General features: G+C 61.5%; 19 protein-coding genes and 1 pseudogene. 8 read left to right on the top strand and 12 right to left on the bottom strand.

Features of this window, described 5'->3' with window-relative positions; all coding sequences use genetic code 11:
• Positions 1-106 precede the first annotated feature (106 nt).
• A complete protein-coding gene (locus tag K0F88_RS12780) occupies positions 107-877 on the bottom strand; it encodes a hypothetical protein (protein ID WP_219095283.1) in 771 nt (256 codons plus the stop codon).
• 296 nt (positions 878-1,173) lie between these two features.
• On the opposite strand from K0F88_RS12780, the gene K0F88_RS12775 reads away from it, so the two are divergent.
• The 5 genes from K0F88_RS12775 to K0F88_RS12755 all read left to right on the top strand — a co-directional run bounded on the left by K0F88_RS12775 (position 1,174) and on the right by K0F88_RS12755 (position 5,682).
• Entirely contained in the window at positions 1,174-1,857 is a 684-nt protein-coding gene (locus K0F88_RS12775) for a response regulator (RefSeq protein ID WP_094468309.1), read from the top strand.
• Positions 1,854-3,179: an ATP-binding protein gene (locus K0F88_RS12770; protein ID WP_219095282.1), complete on the top strand. Its 1,326-nt coding sequence runs from the start codon at positions 1,854-1,856 to the stop codon at positions 3,177-3,179. Before K0F88_RS12775 ends, K0F88_RS12770 begins: the two co-directional genes overlap by 4 nt.
• Before the next feature lie 218 nt (positions 3,180-3,397).
• Positions 3,398-3,883, top strand: coding sequence for a GNAT family N-acetyltransferase (locus K0F88_RS12765; RefSeq protein WP_094468307.1), 486 nt, complete (start codon positions 3,398-3,400; stop codon positions 3,881-3,883).
• A 77-nt stretch (positions 3,884-3,960) separates the two neighbouring features.
• Positions 3,961-5,373, top strand: a complete 1,413-nt coding sequence (locus K0F88_RS12760) for an aspartate aminotransferase family protein (protein ID WP_219095281.1) — start codon at positions 3,961-3,963, stop codon at positions 5,371-5,373.
• A gap of 81 nt (positions 5,374-5,454) precedes the next feature.
• Positions 5,455-5,682: an MbtH family protein gene (locus tag K0F88_RS12755; protein WP_219095280.1), complete on the top strand. Its 228-nt coding sequence runs from the start codon at positions 5,455-5,457 to the stop codon at positions 5,680-5,682.
• Between the two features lie 188 nt (positions 5,683-5,870).
• Here the strand turns inward: K0F88_RS12755 and K0F88_RS12750 are convergent, their stop codons facing one another.
• The 8 genes from K0F88_RS12750 to K0F88_RS12715 all read right to left on the bottom strand — a co-directional run bounded on the left by K0F88_RS12750 (position 5,871) and on the right by K0F88_RS12715 (position 12,086).
• Positions 5,871-6,770, bottom strand: coding sequence for a metal ABC transporter solute-binding protein, Zn/Mn family (locus K0F88_RS12750; RefSeq protein ID WP_094468304.1), 900 nt, complete (start codon positions 6,768-6,770; stop codon positions 5,871-5,873).
• A complete protein-coding gene (locus tag K0F88_RS12745; protein ID WP_010461179.1) occupies positions 6,771-7,670 on the bottom strand; it encodes a metal ABC transporter permease in 900 nt (299 codons plus the stop codon). It lies immediately after the preceding gene.
• Positions 7,670-8,428: a metal ABC transporter ATP-binding protein gene (locus tag K0F88_RS12740; protein WP_219095406.1), complete on the bottom strand. Its 759-nt coding sequence runs from the start codon at positions 8,426-8,428 to the stop codon at positions 7,670-7,672. Before K0F88_RS12740 ends, K0F88_RS12745 begins: the two co-directional genes overlap by 1 nt.
• 74 nt (positions 8,429-8,502) lie before the next feature.
• Positions 8,503-9,429 carry a metal ABC transporter substrate-binding protein gene (locus tag K0F88_RS12735; protein WP_102594885.1) on the bottom strand — a complete coding sequence of 309 codons (927 nt, stop codon included), beginning with the start codon at positions 9,427-9,429 and terminating at the stop codon, positions 8,503-8,505.
• Positions 9,430-9,464: 35 nt separating this feature from the next.
• A complete protein-coding gene (locus K0F88_RS12730) occupies positions 9,465-10,037 on the bottom strand; it encodes a DUF6162 family protein (protein ID WP_219095279.1) in 573 nt (190 codons plus the stop codon).
• Entirely contained in the window at positions 10,034-10,357 is a 324-nt protein-coding gene (locus K0F88_RS12725) for a hypothetical protein (RefSeq protein WP_131060102.1), read from the bottom strand. The genes K0F88_RS12730 and K0F88_RS12725 overlap by 4 nt, the downstream gene beginning before the upstream one ends.
• The gene (locus K0F88_RS12720) at positions 10,354-10,896 is read right to left on the bottom strand and encodes a thiamine pyrophosphate-binding protein (RefSeq protein WP_219095278.1); all 543 of its coding nucleotides are present in this window, start codon (positions 10,894-10,896) and stop codon (positions 10,354-10,356) included. The genes K0F88_RS12725 and K0F88_RS12720 overlap by 4 nt, the downstream gene beginning before the upstream one ends.
• Positions 10,893-12,086, bottom strand: coding sequence for a PepSY domain-containing protein (locus tag K0F88_RS12715; RefSeq protein WP_219095277.1), 1,194 nt, complete (start codon positions 12,084-12,086; stop codon positions 10,893-10,895). The genes K0F88_RS12720 and K0F88_RS12715 overlap by 4 nt, the downstream gene beginning before the upstream one ends.
• A 431-nt stretch (positions 12,087-12,517) precedes the next feature.
• Here K0F88_RS12715 and leuC point away from each other — a divergent pair, with 431 nt between their 5' ends.
• Both leuC and leuD read left to right on the top strand, forming a co-directional pair.
• Positions 12,518-13,939, top strand: a complete 1,422-nt coding sequence (gene leuC, locus K0F88_RS12710; RefSeq protein WP_219095276.1) for a 3-isopropylmalate dehydratase large subunit — start codon at positions 12,518-12,520, stop codon at positions 13,937-13,939.
• Entirely contained in the window at positions 13,936-14,550 is a 615-nt protein-coding gene (gene leuD, locus K0F88_RS12705; RefSeq protein ID WP_219095275.1) for a 3-isopropylmalate dehydratase small subunit, read from the top strand. The genes leuC and leuD overlap by 4 nt, the downstream gene beginning before the upstream one ends.
• A 127-nt stretch (positions 14,551-14,677) precedes the next feature.
• On the opposite strand, the gene K0F88_RS12700 is transcribed toward leuD, so the two are convergent.
• The 3 genes from K0F88_RS12700 to K0F88_RS12690 all read right to left on the bottom strand — a co-directional run bounded on the left by K0F88_RS12700 (position 14,678) and on the right by K0F88_RS12690 (position 17,224).
• Complete coding sequence (locus tag K0F88_RS12700; RefSeq protein ID WP_219095405.1) at positions 14,678-15,628, bottom strand: LysR substrate-binding domain-containing protein; 951 nt, start codon at positions 15,626-15,628, stop codon at positions 14,678-14,680.
• A gap of 20 nt (positions 15,629-15,648) precedes the next feature.
• Positions 15,649-16,524: an alpha/beta fold hydrolase gene (locus tag K0F88_RS12695; protein ID WP_219095274.1), complete on the bottom strand. Its 876-nt coding sequence runs from the start codon at positions 16,522-16,524 to the stop codon at positions 15,649-15,651.
• 241 nt (positions 16,525-16,765) lie between these two features.
• Positions 16,766-17,224 carry a VOC family protein gene (locus K0F88_RS12690; protein ID WP_219095273.1) on the bottom strand — a complete coding sequence of 153 codons (459 nt, stop codon included), beginning with the start codon at positions 17,222-17,224 and terminating at the stop codon, positions 16,766-16,768.
• Positions 17,225-17,341: 117 nt separating this feature from the next.
• Between K0F88_RS12690 and K0F88_RS12685 the strand changes: the two are divergent.
• Positions 17,342-17,431 (top strand): annotated as a pseudogene (locus tag K0F88_RS12685) (methionine ABC transporter substrate-binding protein); the annotation flags it as partial.
• Between the last annotated feature and the right edge of the window lie 85 nt (positions 17,432-17,516).

Genomic DNA, 17,516 nt, shown 5'->3' with positions numbered 1-17,516 from the left:
CCTTATCCCTGTGCAAGTGAGGTGCACAATGGGAGGCGGCGATTAACCGATGATTAACCGCCGCCGTTGCTGCCCGCTGAGCTGATCAGAGGACCGCCGCTACTGTTTAAATCAGGCCTGGCCAGGATTGGTTGTCTACTGCATGCGGGCCGGATACCAGACGGTTTTGCGCGATGTTATAGATCAGGTACTGATTGCGGCTCAGAAAAACATACAAATAGTTGTCGGCAAAGGTTCGATCGTTTTGCGCCGCCGTCATAATCCGGTCTTTGTAAAGCGCCAGACCTGGCCACGTGGATTCTGTGATGGGTTCGAGTCTTATCGTTTGAACGGGTGTCTCAACAGGGTTAAAGAGGTTGTCGTCATATTTGTCGTCTGCGTAGTCACGCTGAGGGGCGCGGGGCACTTCATCCCAGTCCAGATAAAGAGAATTGCCGTCATTCATGATGAATCGGAACAATGAGCTGCGATTGACTTGCCACCATGTCCCCGCAACGATCCGGTCAAAGTAAGGCAGCAACAGACGCCATTTGGAAGACCGGACGGCGCTTGTTTGCATGACCGAATCAGTGTCCTGGTTGTAGGCGCAGACCATCGGTGTGTCGCCGTCATAATAGAACAACCACAGGATATCCAGGTCAGAGGTATCCATCGGTTTATCCAGTGTCAGCCCGGTCGTGGCAAAGCCAAATCGCAGGTTATTGACGTGGTTATCGAATGTTCCCCAACTTCCACTTACAGGGGCAGGGTATCCGGCAGGGACTTCCTGGTCGCCGATGTTGAAGCGGGAGTAAGTGTCGGTGTCTTTGAAGAAGAAATAAATTCTGTCTTTTCCTGCGCGCCAATCGACGGCAATACAGTGTTCGAGTGTTGGCATGAACTGAATCCTTTCAGTCAAGTTAAAGTTGCTTTAAATAATGGGGTCATATCTTTCGAAATGTTATTTCGAGGTTTGATTGCCGAATCAGAATATCTTGAGCAAACAGGTTCTCATCAGTTTTTTATGAGGCTGTATGTGTCTGTTTTAAATCTGCGGTTTTTATCAAACACGGCCTGGTTTAAACCAGTACGACGGCCAGTAAAAGCCTTCGCTTCTCGTCAGCGGCAGGCCTTGCCATAATTGCGGCTTAATCCTCAGCTGCTTCACTGGCTTTTTTTGCTCCGGGAGCTCCCATGCATGTACTGGTTTGCGAAGACGATGAGCTGATTGCCAGCGGCATTGTTGCCGGCCTGACCGCGCAAGGCCTGACCGTCGAGCACGTCGCCACCGCATCGGCTGCCCGGGCGATGCTCAAGGTGGCTGAGTTCGACGTCATGGTGCTCGACCTAGGCCTTCCCGATGAAGATGGCCTGAAGCTGTTGCAGCAGTTGCGCCACAGTGGCCTGGAGATTCCGGTGCTGATTCTCACGGCGCGGGATTCGGTCACCGACCGCGTCGACGGCTTGCAGGCCGGCGCCGACGATTACCTGCTCAAGCCATTCGACCTGCGTGAACTCGCCGCGCGCCTGCACACCTTGTTGCGACGCGTGGCGGGACGCAGCGTCAACCTGATCGAACACGGCCGTCTGACTTACGACCCGAGCAGCCGTGAAACCATGCTCGGCGGTCAGTCCGTCGACCTCTCGCGGCGTGAGCAGTCGCTGTTGCAGGCCTTGTTGCATAACCGTGGCCGGGTGCTGTCCACCGAGCAACTGAAGGACAGCGTCTACGGTTTCAACGACGAGCTGGAAAGCAACGCCCTCAACGTGCATATCCATCACCTGCGGCGCAAACTCGGCAATGGCATTGTCGAGACCGTTCGCGGCCTGGGTTATCGCCTTGGGCCGGCCGATGGTGGAGAGGAATTGAAAAAGTGATGAGCTTGCGTTTGCGCCTGAGCCTGACGCTCGGCGCCGCTTTTGCGCTGATCTGGGCCCTGGCCGCAGCCTGGATGCTCAGCGACCTGCGCAACCAAATGATGTTTTCCCTCGACCAGCGGCTGGTGGCGTCGGCGCGCATGGTCGCCGGCCTGATGGAACAATTGCCCGCGTTGCCGAGCAAGGGCGAGGGCACCCATTTCAGCGCCGAACAACTGAATATTCCGGGTGGCATGGCCTGCCAGGTCAGTTCGTTGCGCGGCGAAATCCTCGCCCGCAGTCACACCGATCCGCAACAAACCCTCGAAGCCGAGAAAATGGGCTTCCACGATCAGATGATCGACGGCGCGCCGTGGCGCAGCTTCACCCTGGCTCGCGGTGATCTGCGCATTACCACGGCGGATCGGCAGATCGAGCGTGAGGCGCTGAACATGTCGATCCTGCTGGCCGCTTCGGTGCCGGTGGGCGTGGCGTTGCTTGGCTGCCTGTGCCTGTTGTGGCTGGGGATTGGCCAGGGACTGGCGCCGCTCAACCGGATGCGCGATGCCTTGATGCGCCGCAGCGCCGATTCGCTCGAACCCTTGCAGATCCAGCCGCTGCCCAGTGAGCTTCAACCGTTGCTGGACACCCAGAATCAGCTGTTCCAGCGCATCGGCAAGACCATCGAGCGCGAACGCCGCCTGACCGGCGATGCGGCCCACGAATTACGCAGCCCCCTGACCGCAATCAAAACCCACCTGCAAGTGGCGCGCATGACTGATGGCGCGGCCCGGGATCAGTCCCTGGCACGGGCAGAAGAGGGCGCCGACCGCATGCACCGCACGCTGGAGCAATTGCTGCTGCTGGCGCGGGTCGAGGGCAGTCTGTCGTTCGACGACGGGGTGCAATGCAGCGCCGAGCAGGTGGCGAAACTGGCGATTCAGGATGCGGCCAGCGGTGATCGTCGGCGGATCAAGCTGCACATGCCGGCGAAGTTCTCCGATGCCCCGGTGCAGATGCCCGCGGTGCTGTCGATCGCCGCATTGCGCAACTTGCTGGACAACGCCCTGCGCCATACCCCGGGCGACGGATCGGTGGAACTGAGCCTGGAAACCACTGGCAGTCGAGCACGCTTTCTGGTCCGCGACCACGGCCCGGGCATTGCCGAAGACGATCTGCAACACCTGACCCAACGCTTCTGGCGCAACGGCCAGAGCACCGGCTGCGGATTGGGCCTGGCGATTGTCCAGGCGATTGTCCAAAGGTGCGGCTGCACCCTGCATTTCGACAGCCGGCCGGATGGGTTGCGGGTTGAATTGACCATGCCTTTGCAACCGCTCTAACCAACACCGCAATTTCCCTTGTGGGAGCGAGCCTGCTCGCGATGAGGCCATAACATCCAACATCCCTGTTGACTGTTACACCGCCATCGCGAGCAGGCTCTCTCCCACAAGGGAGGCTGTGTTGCACATCAAATGTAACTTCTCTCCATTAGTCACCGACTCGCCACAGCGCTATCGTCCCCGGCAGCTTTTTCTCAATGGATTGAGGTAACAGCGCCATGGATGCATCGATTCACATCTGCAAGGCAACCCCCGCCGACGCCGGCATCATCAGCCGGATCGTCGAGCGCTCCATTCGTGTCGGCTGTGCGCTCGACCACCGCAACGACCCGCGAACCGTCGCCACCTGGACCCACAACAAAACCATCGATCACGTGCAACCCTGGCTGTCCGACCAACGGTTGTACCTGAACATCGCCCTGTTGCAGGACAAACCGGTCGGTGTCGCCATGGCGGCGATCAGTGGCAAGATCGCGTTCTGCTATGTGCAGCCGGAATGGTTTCGTCGCGGTGCCGGAGAGGCGCTGGTTCACGACCTCGAAGGCTGGTTGATCGATCAGGGGCTGGCCCAGGCACGACTCAACAGCACCCGCACCAGCGAGGCTTTTTACCGTCATTTGGGGTATCGGCCCTGTGCCGAAATCTTCACCGTGGCCGGGCTCCACGCCATTCCCATGCACAAGGCACTGACACCGCCGTCATAGAAAGCTGATCGAGGGTCTAAATCCTCGGCACCCTGATGCGTTTCCAGAACAGGAAAACCTTATTGAGGGGTCGAGAGATGTCAGTCGCTACCAGCCTTATGGAAGATCAGTCGGCCCGGATCACTCCGGCGCCGGCCGAGACGCTGTATCAGTTCAACGAATCGCCGTTGCTGGCCCGTCAAAACCAGCAGGAATCGAATGCCCGCAGCTACCCGCGGCGCATTCCCCTGGCGCTCAAGCGCGCCAAGGGCATTTATGTCGAAGACGTCGAAGGCCGCCGTTTCATCGACTGCCTGGCGGGTGCCGGGACATTGGCCCTGGGGCATAACCATGCGGTGGTGATCGAAGCGATCCAGCAAGTGCTGAGCGATGAGTTGCCGCTGCACACCCTCGACCTGACCACGCCGGTCAAGGATCAATTCGTCCAGGACCTGTTCGGGCTGCTGCCGCCGGCTTTGGCCGCTGAAGCGAAGATCCAGTTCTGCGGCCCCACCGGCACCGACGCGGTGGAAGCCGCGCTGAAACTGGTGCGCACCGCCACCGGACGCAGCACCGTGTTGTCGTTCCAGGGCGGTTATCACGGCATGAGCCAGGGCGCGTTGAGCCTGATGGGCAGCCTGGGGCCGAAAAAGCCGCTGGGCGCCTTGCTCAGCAGCGGCGTGCAGTTCATGCCGTATCCCTACGACTACCGTTGCCCGTTCGGTCTAGGCGGCGCGCAAGGGGTGAAGGTCAACCTAAGCTATCTGGAAAACCTGCTCAATGATCCAGAGGCCGGCGTGCAATTGCCGGCGGCGGTGATCGTCGAAGCGGTGCAGGGCGAGGGCGGGGTGATCCCGGCTGATCTCGATTGGTTGCGCGGCCTGCGACGCATCACCGAACAGGCGGGCGTGGCGCTGATCGTCGATGAAATCCAGAGCGGTTTCGCTCGCACTGGCAAGATGTTCGCCTTCGAGCACGCCGGGATCATTCCGGACGTGGTGGTGATGTCCAAAGCCATCGGCGGCAGCCTGCCGCTCGCCGTCGTGGTTTACCGCGACTGGCTCGACACCTGGCTGCCGGGCGCCCATGCCGGAACCTTCCGCGGTAATCAGATGGCCATGGCGGCGGGTTCCGCCGTCATGCGTTACCTGACCGAACACAAGGTCTGCGAGCACGCTGCCGCCATGGGCGAGCGCCTGAGCGAACACCTGCGCATCCTGCAGCGGGACTTCCCGCAACTGGGCGACATTCGCGGGCGCGGCTTGATGCTCGGCGTTGAACTGGTCGATCCGACGGGCACGCCCGATGCCTTGGGGCATCCGCCGATCTTCGGCCGCCTGGCGCCGCTGGTGCAGCGTGAATGCCTCAAGCGCGGGCTGATTCTTGAGCTGGGCGGGCGTCATGGCGGCGTGGTGCGTTTCCTGCCGCCGCTGGTGATTACTGCCGCAGAAATCGATCGGGTAGCGGAGATTTTCGGCCGGGCCATGGCTGCGGCCATCATCAGCCTCTAAATTTTTCGCGCCGCGCAACGTTCCTTCTACATACCGGCTGCACTCGCAGTGCAGCCCACCCTACAGCGATGGAGACACAGCATGACGTCAGTATTCGACCGCGAGGACATCCTCTTTCAGGTCGTGGTCAACCACGAAGAGCAATACTCGATCTGGCCCGACTACAAAGCCGTGCCCGCCGGCTGGCGCACCTTGGGCAAGAGCGGCCTGAAAAAGGAATGTCTGGCCTTTATCGAAGAAACCTGGACCGATATGCGCCCGTTGAGCCTGCGTCAGAAGATGGACGAGCAGGCGGCAGTGGCTAATTAAGGTACGACGCAAAAAGAAGCCCGCTGGACTGGTGACAGTCAGCGGGCTTTTTCATGTCTTCAATTTTGTGTTGCCTGTCAGGCCGCCTTCGCGAGCAGGCTCGCTCCTACATTGGATCTATGGCGTGACACAAATCCCCTGTGGGAGCGGGCTTGCCCGCGATGAACGATAACGCGGTCCAACTGACGTTAAACCCCGCTCAACCCCTTGATCACCAGATCCACATTCCCTTCCAGCTCAGCCACGGGATCTGCCGCGTCCACACTCAACACCACCAACCGACTGCCTGCCTCTGCGATCACCGCTTTCAGCGCATCAGACGGCTGGCGATGATGCAACACCACCGCCACATCATTGTCCTTCAGCGTCGCGCCCAATTGCTTCAGCGCTTCAGGTGTCCACTCGGCATCCGGGCGTGCATCGAGGCCGATCAGTTCCAGGTTCAGCCCGCCAATTAAGTAGCCAAAGTGATCGCTCAGGCTCATCACACTGAGGTTATCGGTACTGGCCAATCGCGCTTCGCTGTCGGCACTGAGCTTGAGCAAGCGCTGCTTGAGCGCCGCCAGATTAGCCTCGATCGCAGGCTTCGCCTCGGGGGCCAGACGCACCAGGTCGGCCGCCATCACATCCGCCATCCGCCCCATGTTGTTGCTGGAAAACCATGGCTGGCTGTTCAATCCGTCGACCTTGTTGCCCGGCTGCACGGCGATGCCGGGCAGGGCGCCGTCCACGGGGCGGGCGGCGTCGACTTCAATGATACGAATGTTGCTGCGCCGGGCAATCGGGTACAGCGGATCGTCCGCCCACAGTGAGCGCAGACCGATCACCGCATCGGCGTCGGTCGCCAGTTTGGCCAGCGCCGGAGCGCCACGACCAGTGAAGTACGCAGTCTGGCGGCTGCCAGGCAGGTTCGCCGGCGCGGCACGTTCAAGGGTGACGTCGGTGCCTTTGAGCAGGACTTCGCCCAGGCCGTAAGTGATCGGCAAGGACGCCAGCACGCGCAGGGGTTTTGGATCCGCCGCAAAGCTTGTGTTGACCAGCCCGCACAGGGCGACGGCCAGGGTCAGTTGACGCAGAGGAAAATACATTTATCCGATATTCCCTTTCAGGCTTGGGACAACGCCACGCGCGATGGCGGCGAGGGCGAAGGCGATACCGGCGACCAGAATGATCGCGGCACCGGACGGAATAGGCAGGTCGAAGACGATCGGCGCGAGGATCCCGCACAGCGTGCTGACCGTGGCGATCAGCACCGAGCACCAGAAGAAGCCCTTCAACGACTGGCTGAGCAAGCGTGCCGCTGCGGCCGGAATCACCAACAGCGCACCGACCAGAATCGCGCCGATGACTTTCACTGCGGCCACGGTGATCAGGGTCACCAGAATCACAAACAGATAATCCAGGGTCTTCACTGCCACACCGCGAACCGCCGCCAGTTGCGGGTTGAAACTGGCCAGCATGATGCGGTTATACAGCGGCAAGGCCAGCGCCATAACCAGTGAACCGACGATGGCCAGCACCAGCAGATCGTTACCGTTGACCGTCAGCACCGAACCGAAAAGCACGTTTTCGAGGATGTGCACGTTGATTTTGCCCGCCAGAATCAGCAGCAGGCTCGCACCCAGGGCCAACGACACCGAGAGAAACACGCCGATCAATGTATCCGGCGCCAGCCCCGTGCGGTTGCGCAGGTAGTTGAGCAGGATGCCGAATAACAGGCAGTAACCGAACAGGCTGCCGTAAGGCCCGGTGTAGGGTTCGCCGAGCAGGATGCCGACGGCCACGCCGGTCAATGCCGCGTGCCCCACCGCTTCGGAGAAAAACGCGAAGCGCTTGACCACCACCAGCGTGCCCAGGCCGCCCAGCACCGGGCCGATCAGCAAGCCGGCGAGCAGGGCATTGACCACAAAACCATAGGCCAGCGCTTCAGGCAGATAACCCGAAGACGCCCAACCCTGGACCATCAAACGAAAGGCTTCATAACTCATCAGGCAGCGCTCCGTGGATGGGTCGAGAACAGGGTCAGCAGACGTTCCGGGGTCAGCGCCTGTTTCGGCGTGGCGTCGAACAGCACCCGGCGATTCAGCCCGGTGACGCGATCCGCCAGACGCCCGACGGCTTCCAGATCGTGCTCGATCCACAACACGGTGATGCCGCTCTGGCGCCAGTCGCCGAGCAGCCGTTCGAACACCTGGATGCCGGCCTCATCGAGGGCCGACATCGGTTCGTCGAGCACCAGCAACTGCGGCGCCGGGATCAGCCCTTGAGCGAGCAACACGCGCTGACGCTCACCGCCGGACAACGCGCCCATGCGCCGCTTGCGCTTGTCCTGCATGCCGACCCGTTCCAGCGCTTCGCCAATCGCGGGCGCGTAATGCTTGCTCAAACCGAGGAACGCCGGACGGCGCTGACACATCGCGGCCATGAAGTCGTCGACGGTCATGGGCAGGCCGCGGTCGAACTCCAGCGCCTGAGGCACATAACCGATGGTCCCGGGCGTGCCCGGCCATTGCAGGCTCAGACGGCCCTGATGCGGCATCTGCCCGAGCAGGGTCTTGATCAACGAACTCTTGCCGCCACCGTTCGGGCCCACCAGCGCATGTATGCTGCCGGGCTGCACCTGGAAGGTCACGTTGTCGAGGATCGTCGTGCGCCCCAGCGTCAAACTGACCTGCGCAAAATCCAGCGTCGGCCCCGAACCCTGTGGGAGCGGGCTTGCTCGCGAAGAGGGAGTGTCAGTCGACATCAATGTTGACTGACCCACCGTTTTCGCGAGCAAGCTCGCTCCCACAGGGGATTCGGTGATGGTTTCTTTCGCCGTCATTTCCCCGACTCCTGAATCGCCCGAACCACGGTGTTGAGGTTGCCGGTCATTTCCTTTTCGTACTTGTCGGCGGTGTATTCGCCATAGGAAATGTGCGACAGCGGGTACAGCTTCACCCCGGACTCACGCTGAATGGTGTCGACGTAGCTGGACGGGAAATCCATCTCCGAGAAGATCACCTTCACGTCGAGTTCGCGCAGTTGATCGATGGTCTTTTTCAGCTGGCTCGGGCTCGGCTCGATGCCGTGGGCCGGCTCGACCACGGCGGTCACTTCCAGGCCGAATTCGCGCAGCAGGTAGTCATAAGCCGCATGCACCGTGGCCACTCGCAGTTCGGCGTTCGGCGCCTGGGTCAGTTTCGCCAGGGCGTCAGCGCGCATCTGCCGCAAGCGCTTGCCGTAGGCGCGGGCGTTCTGGGTGTAGGTCTTGGCATTGGCCGGGTCGAGCTTGCCCAGTTCCCGGGCGATGTTGTTGACCTGGGCAATGGAGGCGCTGATCGACAGGAACGTGTGCGGGTTCACCACCTTGCCGGCCCCGCGGGCGGCGGTGCCGGTGGCGGCCAGCAGCGGCACGTTTTCGTTGGCTTCGATCACCGGGACGTTCGGCGTTTCGCTGGCGGCGATCATGCGGTCGGCGAAGTCGTCATGACCGACGCCATTGAGCACGACCACGTCGAGCCCGCTGATGCGCTTGATGTCTTCGGCGCGCGGCTCGTAGGCATGCGGGTTGAAGCCGGCCGGAATCAGCGGCACCACTTCGGCCTTGTCACCGACAATGTTGGCGACGTAGCTGTAATAAGGGTGCAGGGTGATGCCGATGCGCAGGCGCTTGGCGTCTTCGGCGCTGGCCAGTGGCGTCAGCAACAAGGCAAGCAGGCCGACCAGCAGCGGGCGCAGGAAAGAGCGTTGAGATGAAATAGGCATGGGAAAGCGTTCTTCTCTCGGGTGAAGGCGAGGGGTCAGTGCCGGTGCTGGCGGGTCACGCCGGCATCGAATTGCGCGACGATCTGCTGCCAGCCGGCGCTTTCCAGCGCGGCGTCAGTGAGGTCGGTCGGGGCCGCGAGGGCGTTATCGCGGTTGAGCCAGACGTCCGGCGCATCGTCGTCAGCGGTCAAACGCATCAGAAACGAACCGGCCACGGCGGGCGTCTGGCTCTGACCGAAATAAGCCTTGGCGTCGAGCAACTGCCAGGCATGGCCGCCCCGACTGACGGAACTGGCGTCCTGGGCAAACGGTGCAAAACCGTCATCGGCAAGCGTTGCGGGCGTCGGCAGCGCTTGCTGCTCCTGACGCAGCAGATGAATCTCGTCCAGCGTCACGCGCAGGTCGGCATAGATGCCTTGCTCGGACGCACTCAGGTCGCGACGGGCATCCAGCTGATGGCTGCCTACGCTGCTGACTTCCTGAGACTCATGGCGCCAGGCGACCACCGAACCGGCCACCGCCAGGATCATCAGGCATAACAGCAACACATACAGGGTTTCATGGCCGGCACCGGCGGGGCGCACGACGTGCGTGGTTGGCGTACTCATGGGGCTTCAATGTCCGCTTGGTCGATCTCGACGACGTGGCCGGGGCCTGCGTCGAACAGCACGTAGAACTCAGCGCCGGGCTTCTTGAAAGTCAGGGTCGAATCGGCGCCGAGTTTGCCCGGTACCAGGATGGTTTCGTCGTAGCCGATCACATCCAGGGTCACCCCCGGCGCGCCGCTGCCGTCGGAGAAACCGCCCGTGCACTGGATCTGTTCGGCGTCGATGGCTTTGCATTCGCACATCGGGTTGTGGGCCAGGGCGCTGGCGCTGAAACCGGCGCAGAGCACCAGCAAAGCCGCGTTTAGAGAACGTAGCGTCATGGTTTGCCTCCTTGTTTGTTCAGCCACGCGAGGGTGGCGGGGGATGCCTGGCTCAGGGGGATCGACGCTTGGTGCATCGCGCCGTCCCAGCCTTCCATGGTGATCCACAGTTCGGCGTCGGCTTTGGTCTTGTCGGGGATCGGCAGCATGGCGCCCATGCGGTAGGGCGTGCCGAAGAAAATCACCCCGGCGGCGCGCAGGCTGCGGGGTTTGCCGATGCGCAGGTACGTCGCCTTGACCTGATCGCGGCAGCTGTCGCACAGCGCCGCGTTGAAGCTTTTCATGTGGCCGGCCGGGCCATCGAGGGTCGGTGCTTCGTTGCGCAACTCGGCGAGGCGCAGGCTCCAGGGCCCAACCTGTACTTCACCGATTTCCCGCTCACCCAAGCCGGTGTCGCCGCGAAACAGCGCAGCGTCGGCAAAGTATTTGGGCATGAACCCCAGCGGCACCAGCAACAGCAGAACGTTGATGTGGAAGCGCCATTTGTGCCAGAAGCGGCTCAGTTTCGAGGCGGGTTGTTCAGCGGCGAACAGGCTCATTGGCTGACCTCCGTGGTTTCGCGGTGATCGACAGCGGCGGTGCGCGGACGTTTGTCCTTGCGCTTGAGGGCATTGGCCGTGGCCAGGGCGGTGCGCTTGGTCCAGATCAGCAGGCCGCTGAGCACCATCATGCTCAGGATCAAACCGAAGAAGAACCAGATCAGCTTGATCCAGATGCCGCCGAAATCACCGGTGTGCAGCGGCCGCATGGATTCGGTCACCAGCTCCAGGCCGGAACGGTCCGACAGCAAGCGGGTGGCAGCGATATCGCCGGTGTACGGGTTGATCTCGGCAGTCTGGAACATCAACGGATACCAACTGCGTCCGCCCACCGTGAGGTAGCTGTAGGCATTGGCGGGCAGGCTGACGAAGCTGTCTTCCAGACCGGGAATGCGTTCCTTGGCCTGCGCAATCGCGGCTTCCAGGCTGATCATCGGCGCTGGCGAGCCATCGGTGCTCACCGGCACGCTCTCACGCGGCACCACCAAGGCCACCGGCGCGGTGGAAATCGACACCTGGTTATCGAACATGAACGCCTGGATCAGGAACCAGGTGCTGGTGATGGAAATCACCGCGATGAACCAGATCGACCAGATGCCGCTCAGTCGGTGAAAGTCGCCCCAGAAAATCCGCGCGCCATGACGGATGCGCAATGTCGGTCTAAAGAAGCCTTTCCAGAAGCGCTTGTAGACCACCAACCCAGTCACCAGCGACGCCAGCAAGGGCAGACTCAGGAACGACACCAGGTACCAGCCCCAGCTGTAACCGTTGGTGAACGGCACCAGCCACCAGCCATGCAATGCACGGGTAAAGGCCTGGAAATTGAATTGCGGGGCAGTGCCCTGAATCACGCCGCTGTACGGGTTGACGTAAACCTTCACCGAGCGCCCGTCGGGGTAGCTGACATCGACATCCAGCGCGAAGTGCGACTCATCTGGCCGGCTGATGCCCTCGACCAGGGTGTTCGGTTCCGCCTTCTTGATGGCGGCGATGATCTGGTCATAACTGAGCAGCGGTGCGTCGTCCGTGGGTTGGCTGGCGCGCATCTGCGGGTTGGCCAGCCAGACGATTTCCTGACTGACCACCGCCAGCGTGCCGGTGACACAGACGATCAGCACGAAAAACCAGATCGGCAAGGCCAGCCAGCTATGGACCAGAAACCAGAGTTTGGAGCGGGATTTCTTCGACATGATTAAAGGTCTTGTATCGATGGGAGGGCCTCTGCTGCGGGCTTCCCAGCGATGAGGTCCATGAAAAGTCGCCCGTGGCTTTTGCCTACGCGGACTGACTGCATCTCTATAGGACGGATGAGGAACGGAAATCCCGAACGGCGATGTGAAAGTAAATGTTTCGCGTTCCAGCCAGCACACATACACAACCCCTGTGGGAGTGAGCCTGCTCGCGATTGCGTTGGTTCAGCCGAAATCAATGTTGAATGTCACACCGCTATCGCGAGCAGGCTCGCTCCCACAAGGGATTTGCATTCATTTGAGGCAGCGGGTGAACCGATCCAACACGAACCATGGTTCACGGGATCACTGTCCGGCCATTGATGGCGATGGCCGACTCCCTAAGATGGAGCTCAGACGCCTTTCACCCGCGAGCCTGAGCGAGCCTCTCCATGACGCCAGCAAGAACCCTCTACGACAAACACATCGATTCCCACACGGTGTGTCGCCTCGATGACCAGGGCCACGTCCTGTTGTACATCGATCGCCAGGTCATCAACGAATACACCAGCCCCCAGGCGTTCAGCGGGTTGCGTGAGGCCGGACGCGGGGTCTGGCGGGCCGGCACCGCGCTGGCGGTGGTCGATCACGTCAACCCCACCGCCCCGGTGCGCATCGCTGCCATGCCGGACCCCGGCGGCGCGCGGCAGGTGTCGTACCTGGCGGAAAACTGCCGGGATTTCGGCATTGAACTGATCGACATCCTCAACAAACGCCAAGGCATCGAACACGTCATCGCCCCTGAGCAGGGCTTCATTCTGCCGGGCATGGTCATCGCCGCCGGCGACAGCCACACCACCACGTATGGCGCCCTCGGTGCGTTCGGTTTCGGCATCGGCACCTCGGAAATCGAGCACTTGCTGGCTTCTCAGACGCTGGTCTACAAACGCCTGAAAAGCATGCGCGTGACGGTGGAGGGCGAGCTGGCGCCGGGGCTGACGTCCAAGGACGTGATCATGGCGCTGATCGGCCAGATCGGCGCGTCGGGTGCTACTGGGTACGCCATCGAGTTTCGCGGTTCGACCATCGATGCCTTGAGCGTCGAAGCACGCATGACCATCTGCAACATGGCCGTCGAAGCCGGGGCGCGGGGGGCGTTCATGGCCCCGGACGAGAAAGTCTTCGCCTACCTAAAGGACAAACCCCGCGCACCCAAAGGCGCGTTGTGGGAGCAAGCGGTGGAGAAGTGGCGCGCCTTGCACAGCGACGCGCACGCGCACTTCGACCGTGAAGTCCGGGTCGACGCCAGCGCCCTGGAACCGATGGTGACGTGGGGCACCAGCCCGGACCAGGCTTCCCCGATCGGCGCGCGCGTGCCGGACCCGCAAGACGTCAGCGACTTGATCCTGCGTCAGGACATGCGCCGCGCCCTGAATTACATGGGCCTTGAAGCGGGGATGCCGCTGAGCGACATCGTCATCAGCCATGCCTTTATCGGTTCCTGCACCAACGCCCGCATCGAAGACCTGCGCGACGCCGCCCGCGTGGTGCGTGGCAAACATGTCGCCGGGCACGTGCGGGCGATGATCGTGCCGGGCTCTACCGAAGTACGCAATCAGGCTGAAGCCGAAGGTTTGGCCGCGATCTTTATCGACGCCGGGTTCGAGTGGCGCCAGTCCGGCTGCTCGATGTGCCTGGCGATGAACGACGACGTGCTGGCGCCGGGCGACCGCTGCGCCTCCAGCACCAACCGCAATTTCGAAGGCCGCCAGGGCGCGGGCGCGCGCACGCACCTGATGAGCCCGGCGATGGTCGCCGCCGCCGCGATCACCGGCCGCCTGACCGATATCCGTCACTTTGGAGACCGCGCATGAGCCTGCAACCTTTCACTCAGATCACCGGCAAGGCCGCGCCGATGCTCGCGGCCAATATCGACACCGACGTGATCATGCCCAAGCAATTTCTCAAGGGCATCGACCGCGCGGGGCTGGATCGTGGTTTGTTTTTTGACCTGCGATTTTTGCCCGACGGTTCACCAAACCCCGGGTTCGTACTGAACCAACCGGCGTGGCAAGGCGCACGTTTCATGGTGGTTGGGCCGAACTTTGGCTGTGGGTCGAGCCGCGAACATGCGGTGTGGGGCTTGAAGCAGATGGGGATTCGGGCGTTGATCGGCAGTAGCTTCGCCGGAATTTTCTATGACAACTGCCAGCGTAACGGGGTGTTGTTGATTACCCTCGATGAGGCGGTGTCACAGCGACTGGGGCAAGTGGTCAGTGAACCGGACAGCGCGCTGATCAATGTCGATCTGGACGCTCAGGAGATTCGCCTCTACGACGGTCAGGTCATCCCGTTCGAGATCGACACCTTGCGCAAAACCGCATTGCTGCTGGGCCTCGACGCCATCGGCAGCACCCTGCAGCGCAGCGAACAAATTAAAGCCTTCGAGCGCAATCACCTGGCCGCCAACCCCTGGCTAAGCTGAAACACACGTCAACCTGTGGGAGCGAGCTTGCTCGCGATGAGGCCATCACATTCAACATCCATGTTGACTGTCACGCCGCCATCGCGAGCAAGCTCGCTCCCACATTTTTGAACTGTGTTTACCCGGGCTACACCGACAACCCCTTGAAATGCTCCTGCAAAAACTCCACACACGCCCGCAACTTCCCCGAATACGCCAGCCGCGTCGGGTACACCGCCCAGACGTTGGCGCTCTGACTGTAATCGGGCAGCAACTGCACCAGCCGCCCCTGATCCAGCAGCGGTTTCACATCCCACAATGACCGCAGCACAACGCCGCGCCCGTCCAGTGCCCACTGCAAGACAATCTCGCCGTTATTGGACGACAGCGGTCCGCTGACCCGCACGCTTTCTTGAACCCCGGTGCGTTCCAGGTTCCAGATGCCGAACGCGTTGTCGCGCTCCTTGATGACCAGGCAATGATGCTGCTCCAGTTCGCTTAACGTCTGCGGCACACCCTGACGTTGCAGGTAACCGGGCGCCGCACAGACGACCCGTCGATTACTCACCAGCTGCCGGCCGATGTGCTGGCCGGGAATGTCGTCGCCGACACGGATCTCCAGATCGAAGCCTTCATTGACGATGTCCACCACCCGGTCGAACAGGTCGAGGCGAATTTCCAGGTCCGGATATCGCTCGGCCAGCAACGAAACGGCCGGCGCCACGTGATGACGGCCGAAACCGAAACTGCTGCACAGATGCAATCGCCCGCGAGGGCTGTCGTGGGCGTCGGAGAGTTCGTCGTGCAATTGCTGGAAGTCATCGAGAATGCGCAACGCCCAGCGCTGGACCCGTTCACCGTCCTCGGTCAGGGCGATGCGGCGACTGGTGCGATGGAGCAGGCGGGTGCCAAGGGTGGTTTCGAGAATCTGGATGCGCTTGCTGACATAGGCGGGCGACAGGCCCAGCTCATCGGCCGCGGCGGCGAAACCGCTCTTGCGGATCACGGTGAGGAGTACGCGCAGGTCTTCGGGTAGGGGCACGGTGTCTTTCTTGGTGGTCATGGCAGAACGAACACTGGCGGCATGAGCCGCCAGCATAGCAGCGGGACGCATCGTGATCAGCGCAGGAAACCCAGCACTTCGGCGAGCAGCAATTCCGGGGTTTCTTCGGCGATGTAATGGCCGGCGGGCAGAGCCTTGCCACGCACGTCGGTGGCCACGTGTTGCCATTCATCGAGCGGCTCGAAACAGCGCCCGACCGTGCCTTCGGCTCCCCACAGCACCAGCAACGGCAGGTGCAGATTTTTACCGGCCTGGATATCGGCGCGATCATGTTCCAGGTCGATGCCGGCGCTGGCGCGGTAGTCCTCGCAGATGCCGCGCGCGGTGCCCGGCAGTTTCAGGCAGCGCAGGTATTCGCCAAACGCCTCGGGGGTAAATGGTTTGAGTCCGGCGCTGCGACTGCCCATCACGCTGCGCAGATAGGCGTCTGGGTCGGCTTCGATCAGAGTTTCCGGCAGCGGGGCCGGGCGGATCAGGAAGAACCAGTGCCAGTAGGCGCGGGCAAAGGCTTCATTGGTTTGCGCGTACATCGACAGGGTGGGAGCGATGTCCAGCAGCACCATGCGTTGCACGGCAGCGGGATGATCCAGTGCCAGGCGATGGGCCACGCGGGCGCCACGGTCGTGGGCCAGCACCGAGAACTGCTCGAAGCCCAGGGATTTCATCAGCTCGACGCTGTCCTTGGCCATTTCTCGTTTGGAGTAATGGGTGTGGTGGTCGTTGGCCGGCGGTTTGCCGCTGTCACCGTAACCGCGCAAGTCGGCGGCGATTACGGTGAAGTGCTCGGCCAGTTGCTCGGCGACCTTGTGCCAGATGACGTGGGTCTGCGGGTGACCGTGCAGCAACAGCAGGCCCGGCCCGCTGCCACCGATGCGGTAGGCAATGTCCACACCGTTGACGTGACGCTGGTCTTTCAGGAATCCGGCGAACATGGGGCGAGTCCTTGTTGTAGTGGCCTGCATCCTGAAAGTGTTGCGCGCCGGGGACAAGGCGCAAAGTGTGGTGCGCTTGTTCATGAAGTGTGTTCGGGGATGCGTGGTGTCAGGGATGCCGCCTTCGCGGGCAAGCCTCGCTCCCACAGGGTTTTGTGTTGTTCCTGGAATTTGTGAACGACACAAAACCCTGTGGGAGCGAGGCTTGCCCGCGAAGAGGTCCGTCCAGACACTGAAGGATTCAACCCTGCTGAAACATCTCCCTGGCCCGCTGCTCAATCTGCTCCTGCGTCAAATCCTCTTTGCGCGTCGCCAGAAACCACAAATGCCCATAGGGATCTTTCAACGTCCCCGAACGGTCGCCATAAAACTGATCCTTGACCTCGGACACCACCGTGCCACCCGCCGCAATCGCCTGTTTATAAGACTTGTCCACATCGTTCACATACAAATGCAGCCCCACGGACGGCGATTTGTCGGGATTGCTCAATGGCCCCTGATCGCACGGCGTACCGAGCATGATCGGGCAATCGCCAATCCTCAACTCGGCGTGACCAATCCCGCCATCCGGCATGGACAGACGCATGACTTCGGTGGCGCCAAAAGCCTTCTTGTAGAACTCGATGGCTTCGGCCGCTTTTTGAATGCCCAGATAAGGCGTGATGCTGTGATAACCCTCGGGAATGGGTTTGACGCTCATGACGGTTCTCCCTTGTTGTTGTGAATTGAAGGTGTTCCTTCGCCGATTTCCGGTCGGATAACTATAGGTCAGCCCCTTTTGCGCCACCGAGTGCCCGACGAGCAGCAGCGCCACTGTTTGCAGAAACTGGCCAAGGCATTGAAATCGGATGAGGTTCGGCAGTTCATCCTGACCCGCTACAAAGGGCAGATTGCGCTGGGGTTCTAAGCTTCGGTTGACCATGAGGACGCCATCGCGGGCAAGCCACGCTCCCACAGAGTTTGTGTCGTTTATAAAAATTGAGAACGACACA

This window comes from Pseudomonas sp. UMAB-40, assembly GCF_900095275.1.
Classification (GTDB): Bacteria; Pseudomonadota; Gammaproteobacteria; order Pseudomonadales; family Pseudomonadaceae; genus Aquipseudomonas; species Aquipseudomonas mandelii_B.
The sequence above is the reverse complement of the archived record's forward strand: the minus strand, read 5'-3'. Positions and strand labels throughout refer to the sequence as shown.

Coding starts and splice junctions, on each gene's coding strand:
- K0F88_RS12750 (WP_094468304.1), bottom strand. CDS start 6,770: ATGTATTTTCCTCTGCGTCAACTGACCCTGGCCGTCGCCCTGTGCGGG.
- K0F88_RS12695 (WP_219095274.1), bottom strand. CDS start 16,524: ATGTTCGCCGGATTCCTGAAAGACCAGCGTCACGTCAACGGTGTGGAC.
- K0F88_RS12755 (WP_219095280.1), top strand. CDS start 5,455: ATGACGTCAGTATTCGACCGCGAGGACATCCTCTTTCAGGTCGTGGTC.
- K0F88_RS12760 (WP_219095281.1), top strand. CDS start 3,961: ATGTCAGTCGCTACCAGCCTTATGGAAGATCAGTCGGCCCGGATCACT.
- K0F88_RS12690 (WP_219095273.1), bottom strand. CDS start 17,224: ATGAGCGTCAAACCCATTCCCGAGGGTTATCACAGCATCACGCCTTAT.
- K0F88_RS12725 (WP_131060102.1), bottom strand. CDS start 10,357: ATGACGCTACGTTCTCTAAACGCGGCTTTGCTGGTGCTCTGCGCCGGT.
- K0F88_RS12780 (WP_219095283.1), bottom strand. CDS start 877: ATGCCAACACTCGAACACTGTATTGCCGTCGATTGGCGCGCAGGAAAA.
- K0F88_RS12720 (WP_219095278.1), bottom strand. CDS start 10,896: ATGAGCCTGTTCGCCGCTGAACAACCCGCCTCGAAACTGAGCCGCTTC.
- K0F88_RS12730 (WP_219095279.1), bottom strand. CDS start 10,037: ATGAGTACGCCAACCACGCACGTCGTGCGCCCCGCCGGTGCCGGCCAT.
- leuD (WP_219095275.1), top strand. CDS start 13,936: ATGAGCCTGCAACCTTTCACTCAGATCACCGGCAAGGCCGCGCCGATG.
- K0F88_RS12735 (WP_102594885.1), bottom strand. CDS start 9,429: ATGCCTATTTCATCTCAACGCTCTTTCCTGCGCCCGCTGCTGGTCGGC.
- K0F88_RS12715 (WP_219095277.1), bottom strand. CDS start 12,086: ATGTCGAAGAAATCCCGCTCCAAACTCTGGTTTCTGGTCCATAGCTGG.
- K0F88_RS12700 (WP_219095405.1), bottom strand. CDS start 15,628: ATGCTGGCGGCTCATGCCGCCAGTGTTCGTTCTGCCATGACCACCAAG.
- leuC (WP_219095276.1), top strand. CDS start 12,518: ATGACGCCAGCAAGAACCCTCTACGACAAACACATCGATTCCCACACG.
- K0F88_RS12775 (WP_094468309.1), top strand. CDS start 1,174: ATGCATGTACTGGTTTGCGAAGACGATGAGCTGATTGCCAGCGGCATT.
- K0F88_RS12745 (WP_010461179.1), bottom strand. CDS start 7,670: ATGAGTTATGAAGCCTTTCGTTTGATGGTCCAGGGTTGGGCGTCTTCG.
- K0F88_RS12765 (WP_094468307.1), top strand. CDS start 3,398: ATGGATGCATCGATTCACATCTGCAAGGCAACCCCCGCCGACGCCGGC.
- K0F88_RS12740 (WP_219095406.1), bottom strand. CDS start 8,428: ATGTCGACTGACACTCCCTCTTCGCGAGCAAGCCCGCTCCCACAGGGT.